Here is a 7,510-nt window from a genome sequence, read left to right on the forward strand (position 1 = left end):
CCTTGAATTAAAATAGTGGTTATTCAAGCCGATAATATATATCTGTGATTTTTTTAATAATGCTGTAAGTTTAACCTCATGCAGAATCGAATCAACGATAAAAAATTAGTATTCAATATACTCATTTAATATAGAATCCATTTTCTCTGGTTTTCCTTTCAGCGACATATTCAGCAACCTTCTGTAATCCATGCTACGAACATTCAGAGATTGACCAGATTCATAGTTAATACAATTACCATTATCAAGAGCATGACAAGAACGGCTAGTTCGGTGAGATACAAGGTAATATCGAGCACAGTATCCAATAACAGCAAATAGCCGGTATGCAGGATCATCATTTCCTTTTTTCGGTCTAATTTCAAAAGACTGGCGTTGATCGCCTCCATTGGTAATATGTTCCCATAATGAAACTGTATCGGCTACACTAGTTTTCGACAGGTCATAAACAGTATTTCCTGTCGGATCGTCTGTATCTAGTCCCACCAGCCTGAAGAGGACATCCCGTTCAGCATGGTTTAGAGGCAATAGTGCCCGGTATTTATTTTTTTTAATTTGATTTAAAATAATAGAATAATGATTACCATCAAAATGATGAGTGAGAGCCCGAGCCAGTCGGTCAAACTGTGACTCAAGGCAACGTAATGCGATCAGTATTTCTTTCTGCCAGAGACAAGGAACTGAGGTATTATCCTCTAGAACCTCTGAGTGACTAATTGCATATCCGTATTCAAAACCATAATCCGTTTGCTTGGCATGGAACCAGCTAGCAGAGTACAGTACTACATTGTTAGAGGATGCCATACTGAGGTAAGCATCATTTACCTGAAAATCATCACGAAGTGGTGGGTTTAATGGCCATTTAGGTCGATATCCTATTGGATACAATTTCGCAACAATATCCCGGATTGCAGGTGACAAGTTATCGCTAAGGAGGTGCTGTTTTTCGCTATGGGCATTCAGCCTTTCAAGCGAAAGTGGCCAACGCTCTCTCATTCCGTCTACTGGGTTCGGTAACACTTCCCTATAAGCAAAAATATGCGGGTAACTCTGATGATACCTCACTGTTGAGGAGAATTTTTTATCTCCCTTGGTGGAATATTGATATGCAATATCTTCTTTCTCCAGCCAGTCGAAAAATGCAACATCCAAGCATGCACTAAGCCGTCGGTCAATAATCAGCACATCGGGTTTTCCAGTTATTTCCTGTACATATTGGTTTGAATAGTTGCGTGACCAGAAATCGCAAAGAAATTCTGTTGCTGAAAGCCCGCTTTTATTAGTGAAGAAACGGCGATAATGAAGGGGTAAATTTTCAATTGAAATCCCAGCAACATATGTGGATTTAAAACCATACTCAGGTGCGTTTGCAATCATCTCATTAAATCGCACGACGCCATACTCTGGATGCCAGAAAACTCGTTTACATTTCTGAACAGTAAAATAATGAACCCGCTTAGATCGGTTTTCTTGATTGGTCATTTTATCTTTCATTAATCACTATGCTCCCACTAGTACAATACACTACAGTTTGAAGCCGTCAGCGGAATGCCTGATGATGAACGACGTGTCATTAAAGCATTGCTGGATGGAATGATACTAAAGTATCAGGCAAAACAGATCACCGAACGCGGTTAACGACGGGGACTGACGGCTAAAAAAGGAAAAACTAATAACGCTGTGCCAAATGCACAGCGTTAGGGGAGTTTTATATTTTTATTAAGAAAGGAATCAAAAGGTTATCATCACCGCAGGGTAAATAGCCTCCGGCAATTCAACATAATGCAGAGGGATTATGTGCAGTTGATACAACCCAACCACGCACAATCAGCATTATGTCTTGCGCCCTTTGGTGATGAGGCTTTTACCGGATTGTTGATTATCCGGTTGCCTGAAGCAGTGGATATGCATTAGTTATTATAGGTTTTAGAGACAAATAGAACCTAAAATCTATTTTTTTGATAGAACGTCAAAGATGGTCCGTAATCAGATTCTGAGCTATGAAGCTCAACTACAAATTCTTTTGTTGGAAATGCTTTTTTGAGCGACATTTCCCAAGAACACTGCATTACTTTGCATAACTGCAAAAAAACCGAATCCGATGTACCGTCTAAATTACCAGTGAACAGGTCATATAAGTGCACATGATTTAGTATTTTTTCTATTGCATCTCTATCCGTGCCAAATTGTTCTTTCCACTCATTAAAATTATTTTCTTCATACCTATCACTTAATAATATACAACCATCAATATCAATAAACTCAGGTATCAATAATTTTACACTACAAAGTATATCTTCTGGATGACAGCAATCACTAATATAGTCATTGACTGTCATATCACTCGGAGAACTCCAATTACTTTTCCATAATTCATAACGAGTTAAATCATGTGGTTCTGGAATTAACGTGATTTTTTTCATGGTATTTCATCCTCACGCACTGGTCTGGGCAACGCTTTAGTCGATGGAGATTGAACTCTTACTTGCCCATTAGGTAATACATTACGCCCATATTCTATAACATGGGGAGTTGCTATGCCTCCGTGAGCAGCTCCAGTAACATCAACTCTCTTTAAAATCATACCATTAGAATCATAGGTCGCATAACTTGTAATATTCCCTTGGTTATCCGCTCGATAGACTGTACCGTTTTTAGGTCCATTCTCAATTTGGAATCTTACACTTACTTGTTGAGCTCTCTCTAATGGACCACCTGCAAGGTTAGCCGCATTTCGAGGTGGTCGTTGATGATTACTACCTGTATTTTGTGGTGGCTGAGAACTACTTTCTAAGTCTTTTTGTTTACCTGCCCCAGTATTTACCTCTACACCATGATCTGGTTTCCATGCTCCACTTGATGATTGTGAGGTTGGGTTAGAAGGCGATTTTGTTGGTATGGCATCACTCGCTTCTTTTATAAGCTTATTAGCACCATCAAGATCGCCGGCTTTTAACAGTAGTTTGGCTTCCTTCAGTGGTTTTGTGAAAACTTTAGCAAATGGCAATGTGCCCGCTGCAGCTAATGTATAATCAATCCAATCATCTGCTTCAGCAAAACTTTTGAAATCACCGACCACAGGCACAAAATCAATACCTAAAGAGGCGGCTTCTCTGAAGAATTTGTCTCGGTCTTCTGCCATTTTAGCTGAGCAGGCACCTGCGCTCATTCCTGCACAGTTTTCTTTCTTGTAACGCTCTATTTCTGCATTTACCCGTTCCTCAGCGACTTTCTGAGGAGTTTTCCCCGCTGCTTGAGCTTCAACAAGATCACTGAGCGCATTATTCTCAACCGCATTCTTGGCTGCTTGCGAGCCAGTAATTGCCCCAGCCACATCACCGGTAGTCAGTCCGCCAGCAAGACCTGAAGCCAATTGGCTTAGTGCACTGACTTGCTGTTTCTCACTTTCACTCAGTTCCCAAATTTCTTTGCCCGGAAAGAGGGTGTTCAAGATAACATGAGCCGATAGCTCACCACCACCAGCACCTAAACCACCAGCAGCGGCGGATTGGTTATTCAGCTCAGCGACTACAGCGCCTAACACAGCATGTGCCATGGCATTCGCGGCTTTATTATCTTCACCCACTTGCTGTTTTATCAACGTAGCTAAGTAAGGAGAAGAGGCATTTGCCAATGCACCTGCTAAATTATCACCTGCCAGCCCTTGGAGCAACCCGGTGACGGCTTGGGCGGCTTTTTGGAAGTCGCTGCCCGTACCGTATTGTGCCATGGCGTTGTTATAAGCTTGGTCTTTAATGACCTGCTCGGTGGGGTTTTAGAAGGAAATAAAAGCGGAGTTAAAACCAGACACTATACAGTGGGTTACTTACCGAACAGGGGGGGAACCTAACCCTAGCCCACAACTCACTATTAGCGGTAAGTGGCTGAAGAAGGAGTTGGGGTTTGATGCGGGTAGCCACTATACCCTCACTCGCCAAGTCGGACAGATTATTATCCGGCTGGCTGAGGGGATGAGATAAATACAAAAGATCCTAATTCACTTAATATTATCTGGATTTATATATAAATATCTATCATCTAACTCAAGATTTAGCTTATTTACAATACCAATGATCTGCTTATACTCATCACTGGTTATTACGACATCATAGTCAGCTATGTGATCGCATAACGTTTCAAAAGCTAAAATACTTTCTGAGTGGTCTATATATTCTAAGTCAAAATCAACAATATCAGGCGCCAAACGCCCTTTCAGATTTTCACCTAAACGTCTAATATCTTGATTAATATCCATAACAATCGCTGACCTCTATTAGTTTTTTATTGGTTTAAGCGAACCCGAGTTAGATACATTATCAGGGAAAGCGGTAACTACCTTTCCATTAGCTGGCTCAAAAATTACTCTCATACGAACACCATCTCGCACTTCCCATGCAACCCACCTAGCAGGTCTTCCGGCTTTTGTATATAAGCCCCCAGTACCTGATTGAGCATACCACTGTGTAGTTGGTGATGTTGTTTTACCCGGATTTCCTGGGAAAATATGACCACCTTGAGTTGGACTTTCACCATATAGTATATGTTGTTTAGCCTCAGGTGATAGTATATCTACATAATTTTTAGGATCAATTTTACCTATCGTATCTTTATAAGGTAGTGAATTTCCATCATACTTACCATCACTTTTCCCAACAGTCGTAACCGTTCCATCATCCTTCGGACTAAATGCACCATTTTTATCCGCAGTCCAGTTGCTACCAGCTCCTGCATTATTTCCTTTCGGTGACGTCACATTTGGCTTAGCAACATCTTTTCCAAACTGTTTTACTAAAGCGCCTGAGTTTGCGATCGCTGACATACCACCCAATAGGTAAATCGTCCCGACATACATACCTGCACGCGTTCGTGCTTCTTCATTGGTATAACCGAAGTTTTTAAATGCTTCAGTATAGGATTCCAATAGATTGTACGCCTGCTGTGCTTCGGGTGAAGTCGAGTTCAATAACCGTTCGATTTCTTGATAACCAGCCTGCGCTGTTTTTGGATTTTGATACGTCAAACTGACGTAGGTATCTATCGTTTCGAATGCGTCTTTTCTAGCAGCGGTACATTCAGATGAAACACCGCCTGCACAGGCATCAAGTAATCTTTGTGTTGTTTCTGTATCTTTAATTCACAGCTCAGCGAGTTTCTGTTGCTCGACTTCAGTTGCTTCTCTTTTAGCTCCAATGACGTCTTCTGACGGTGCTCTGAGTCGCTCAGGTAGTTATTCTCAACAAAAAACAAGAGTAAGAAAATTACTCCTCTAAATAATACACCCCATGAGAACCTTCTAGAGAGGCATAAATATTCATCGCTTCTTCTCCTTCTGCTATGTATTCTACATCAATGGGCTCAGGAGGAACGTTTGGATTATTAAAATCTCCTTGTAAGAATTCTTTATATTGCTCAAGAATATAAATCAGTTGTTCTACTGTTAGGATAACTCTTTGTTCTTTAACGTATTCACAAGCAATAAAAACTAGATTATTTGTCACCATTACCCAATGGGCATTACCTATACCAAAAAAACCATCAGGAGCTTGGCTAGATTCTAGGTTGGTTAAATTGTTGAGCCAAGTATCCACAGATTTAACACCCGTAGGCAAGTCTGCTGATAACCATGAAGCTATTTCACAAACTCCATATCCTTGCTTTGGTTTAAATCTCATATTTTCATTTGGCCCTCTGCCTGATGGATAATAACTACTGTTATCAGGAGACCACCAATAATATATTTTTTTATTAATCATTTTTTAGATCCTTGATATACGGGCCAAGCTGTTGCTCCTGTTCCATCAGGCTTACCATAGTAACCTTCAATTTTTACTCCACTTGAAGAGGTTCCTGACCATTTTTCAGGTTCCCCTATTTTAGGGGTTGAATTTTTAAATGCACTTTCAATTTCTTGTGTAGTTTGTCTTTTTGACCAATATTCAGGGAAAAAAGTAGTTTCAGCTTGTTTTTTAACCCACTGGCCTGTGGTCTGGTCTCTTACAGATATATAGCCAGTAGATACACCATTTATATCTGGGGAACCTGACCATGAATCAACTTTTACATTCGAATCACGCAAGTAGTGCCCACCAGATCCTACTTTTGTTCCATTTTTGTATGTCTTAACCTCTCCGTTAAGAATATGATCAAGCCTAATGTATGCGGTTGGCGATTCTTTTCCTGCTTGTTGTTGTACAAGTTGTAGTGGGGTTGATGAAGGTTTAAAATCGTCGAGATACTCACCAGCACTATTAACCTTGCCAAGGCTTTCTTGTTTTATTTGTCCATTTTTACCAACACCGACACTAATAACTTCACCAGTTTTAGCTGATTTAAATATTAATGTTGTAGTGCCTGCAATATTCACCCCTGAATAAACAACTTCTGAATATTCAGGCGGAACGCCTAATGTTTCCAGTAATTCAGCACCAACAGTTTTAGTATATTTCCCTGTTACAACGGTATTCGAGCCAGCATACAAATTATCAAAACCAGACGAAGCAACGATGGTTCCAGCAGCACAAGTCACGACCCCCACACAGCTTGCTCCACCAGCGATGATTTCAACAGCACCACCGCTAGCTTGAATTAATCCCATTCCTCGCTCTGTGAGCTGATAGGTTCCATCTATATAGGTTGCCCCATCAATAATTGCTCTAGCATTATCATATTGAAATAATGGAATAGAATACGTAATTGTTGCCCCAGTGTTTGGGTCAACATAACTTACTGTAAATTGCTCATTCGCAAGCTTATCACGTAATTCAGCATACTCTGGCTGATTACCAATTTGTTCCAACTTTTCGTAATACGCCTTTTCAGGGGTACCTTCTGCAAATCCAGCAGAGCATTTTAGTAACGCACAGGATGCGGCATCTAGCTCTTCTTTTTTTGCAATACCTTGAGTTGTAAATTTATCTATAACGTCTTTTTCTAAATGCTTAGCAAGGGCATTATTCTCAACCGTTAAACCCCATAAGCTCGAGAAAAATTATCAAATGATTCAGATAGATGATAAAAATCTGCATTAGGATCATTTTTTACTTCTTGGTATCTAGCTATTAGTTTGTCGATGAGCCTATCCGGTATTGGATGTGATGCGGGATCATTTTTTGCGCAATAGAAATAAAATAAGGCTTTTTCTAAGCAAGGAATACTTAATTCATGCGCATTCTTATTTAAAAATTCAAATGCATAACTCCATTCAAATTCGGATAACAATAACCGATTTAGACATAGAGACTTCAAAAAATCATCATTTATGTTTTTATCAGTTAATATTTTTTTATAATAAAAAAAAGCCTTTTTACTATCTAATGAGGTCAGCTCAGACAAATAGTCAAATAAGTCATCTGACGCTTCATTAAATGACATGGAGTCAACGTAACCATATGTTATATAATTATTTATACCCGTTAATAATCGTTCAATACTTTTATTTTTTTCGCTCATAACTACACTTCTTATTTAAAAGCCCCAGCTTCGACAGTCGATAAACGTTTCGAGCTATCAG

Annotated in this window: 9 protein-coding genes and 1 pseudogene; 2 read left to right on the forward strand and 8 right to left on the reverse strand. The window is 39.7% G+C overall.

The genetic code is table 11. The features are described 5' to 3' along the window. Positions 1 to 105: 105 nt before the first annotated feature. Entirely contained in the window at positions 106 to 1,392 is a 1,287-nt protein-coding gene (locus tag M1F14_RS10465; RefSeq protein WP_181468648.1) for a hypothetical protein, read from the reverse strand. A gap of 132 nt (positions 1,393 to 1,524) precedes the next feature. Between M1F14_RS10465 and M1F14_RS10470 the strand changes: the two are divergent. Further along, positions 1,525 to 1,638: pseudogene (locus M1F14_RS10470) on the forward strand (RstR family transcriptional regulator); the annotation flags it as partial. Between the two features lie 305 nt (positions 1,639 to 1,943). On the opposite strand, the gene M1F14_RS10475 reads toward M1F14_RS10470, so the two are convergent. Together M1F14_RS10475 and M1F14_RS10480 are read right to left on the reverse strand one after the other, a co-directional pair. Then, positions 1,944 to 2,423, reverse strand: coding sequence for a hypothetical protein (locus tag M1F14_RS10475; protein ID WP_042844886.1), 480 nt, complete (start codon positions 2,421 to 2,423; stop codon positions 1,944 to 1,946). Continuing rightward, entirely contained in the window at positions 2,420 to 3,730 is a 1,311-nt protein-coding gene (locus tag M1F14_RS10480) for a VENN motif pre-toxin domain-containing protein (protein ID WP_181468647.1), read from the reverse strand. The genes M1F14_RS10475 and M1F14_RS10480 overlap by 4 nt, the downstream gene beginning before the upstream one ends. Before the next feature lie 154 nt (positions 3,731 to 3,884). Here M1F14_RS10480 and M1F14_RS10485 point away from each other — a divergent pair, with 154 nt between their 5' ends. Next, a complete protein-coding gene (locus tag M1F14_RS10485; RefSeq protein WP_229597616.1) occupies positions 3,885 to 3,980 on the forward strand; it encodes a hypothetical protein in 96 nt (31 codons plus the stop codon). Positions 3,981 to 3,997: 17 nt separating this feature from the next. On the opposite strand, the gene M1F14_RS10490 is transcribed toward M1F14_RS10485, so the two are convergent. The 5 genes from M1F14_RS10490 to M1F14_RS10510 form a co-directional block, all read right to left on the reverse strand. Next, positions 3,998 to 4,255, reverse strand: coding sequence for a MafI family immunity protein (locus M1F14_RS10490; RefSeq protein WP_004248486.1), 258 nt, complete (start codon positions 4,253 to 4,255; stop codon positions 3,998 to 4,000). Positions 4,256 to 4,273: 18 nt separating this feature from the next. Continuing rightward, positions 4,274 to 5,020: a hypothetical protein gene (locus M1F14_RS10495; RefSeq protein ID WP_181468646.1), complete on the reverse strand. Its 747-nt coding sequence runs from the start codon at positions 5,018 to 5,020 to the stop codon at positions 4,274 to 4,276. 238 nt (positions 5,021 to 5,258) lie between these two features. Continuing rightward, on the reverse strand, positions 5,259 to 5,753 hold the full coding sequence (locus tag M1F14_RS10500; RefSeq protein ID WP_181468645.1) for a hypothetical protein: 495 nt from the start codon (positions 5,751 to 5,753) through the stop codon (positions 5,259 to 5,261). Continuing rightward, positions 5,750 to 6,796 (reverse strand): EndoU domain-containing protein, encoded by a 1,047-nt coding sequence (locus M1F14_RS10505; RefSeq protein ID WP_232370493.1) that lies wholly within the window; start codon positions 6,794 to 6,796, stop codon positions 5,750 to 5,752. Before M1F14_RS10505 ends, M1F14_RS10500 begins: the two co-directional genes overlap by 4 nt. Before the next feature lie 167 nt (positions 6,797 to 6,963). Continuing rightward, positions 6,964 to 7,449, reverse strand: coding sequence for a hypothetical protein (locus M1F14_RS10510; RefSeq protein ID WP_164561162.1), 486 nt, complete (start codon positions 7,447 to 7,449; stop codon positions 6,964 to 6,966). Positions 7,450 to 7,510 lie beyond the last annotated feature (61 nt).

Origin of the sequence: Providencia sp. PROV003, from assembly GCF_045040775.1 — a bacterium.
Taxonomy (GTDB): Bacteria; Pseudomonadota; Gammaproteobacteria; order Enterobacterales; family Enterobacteriaceae; genus Providencia; species Providencia huashanensis.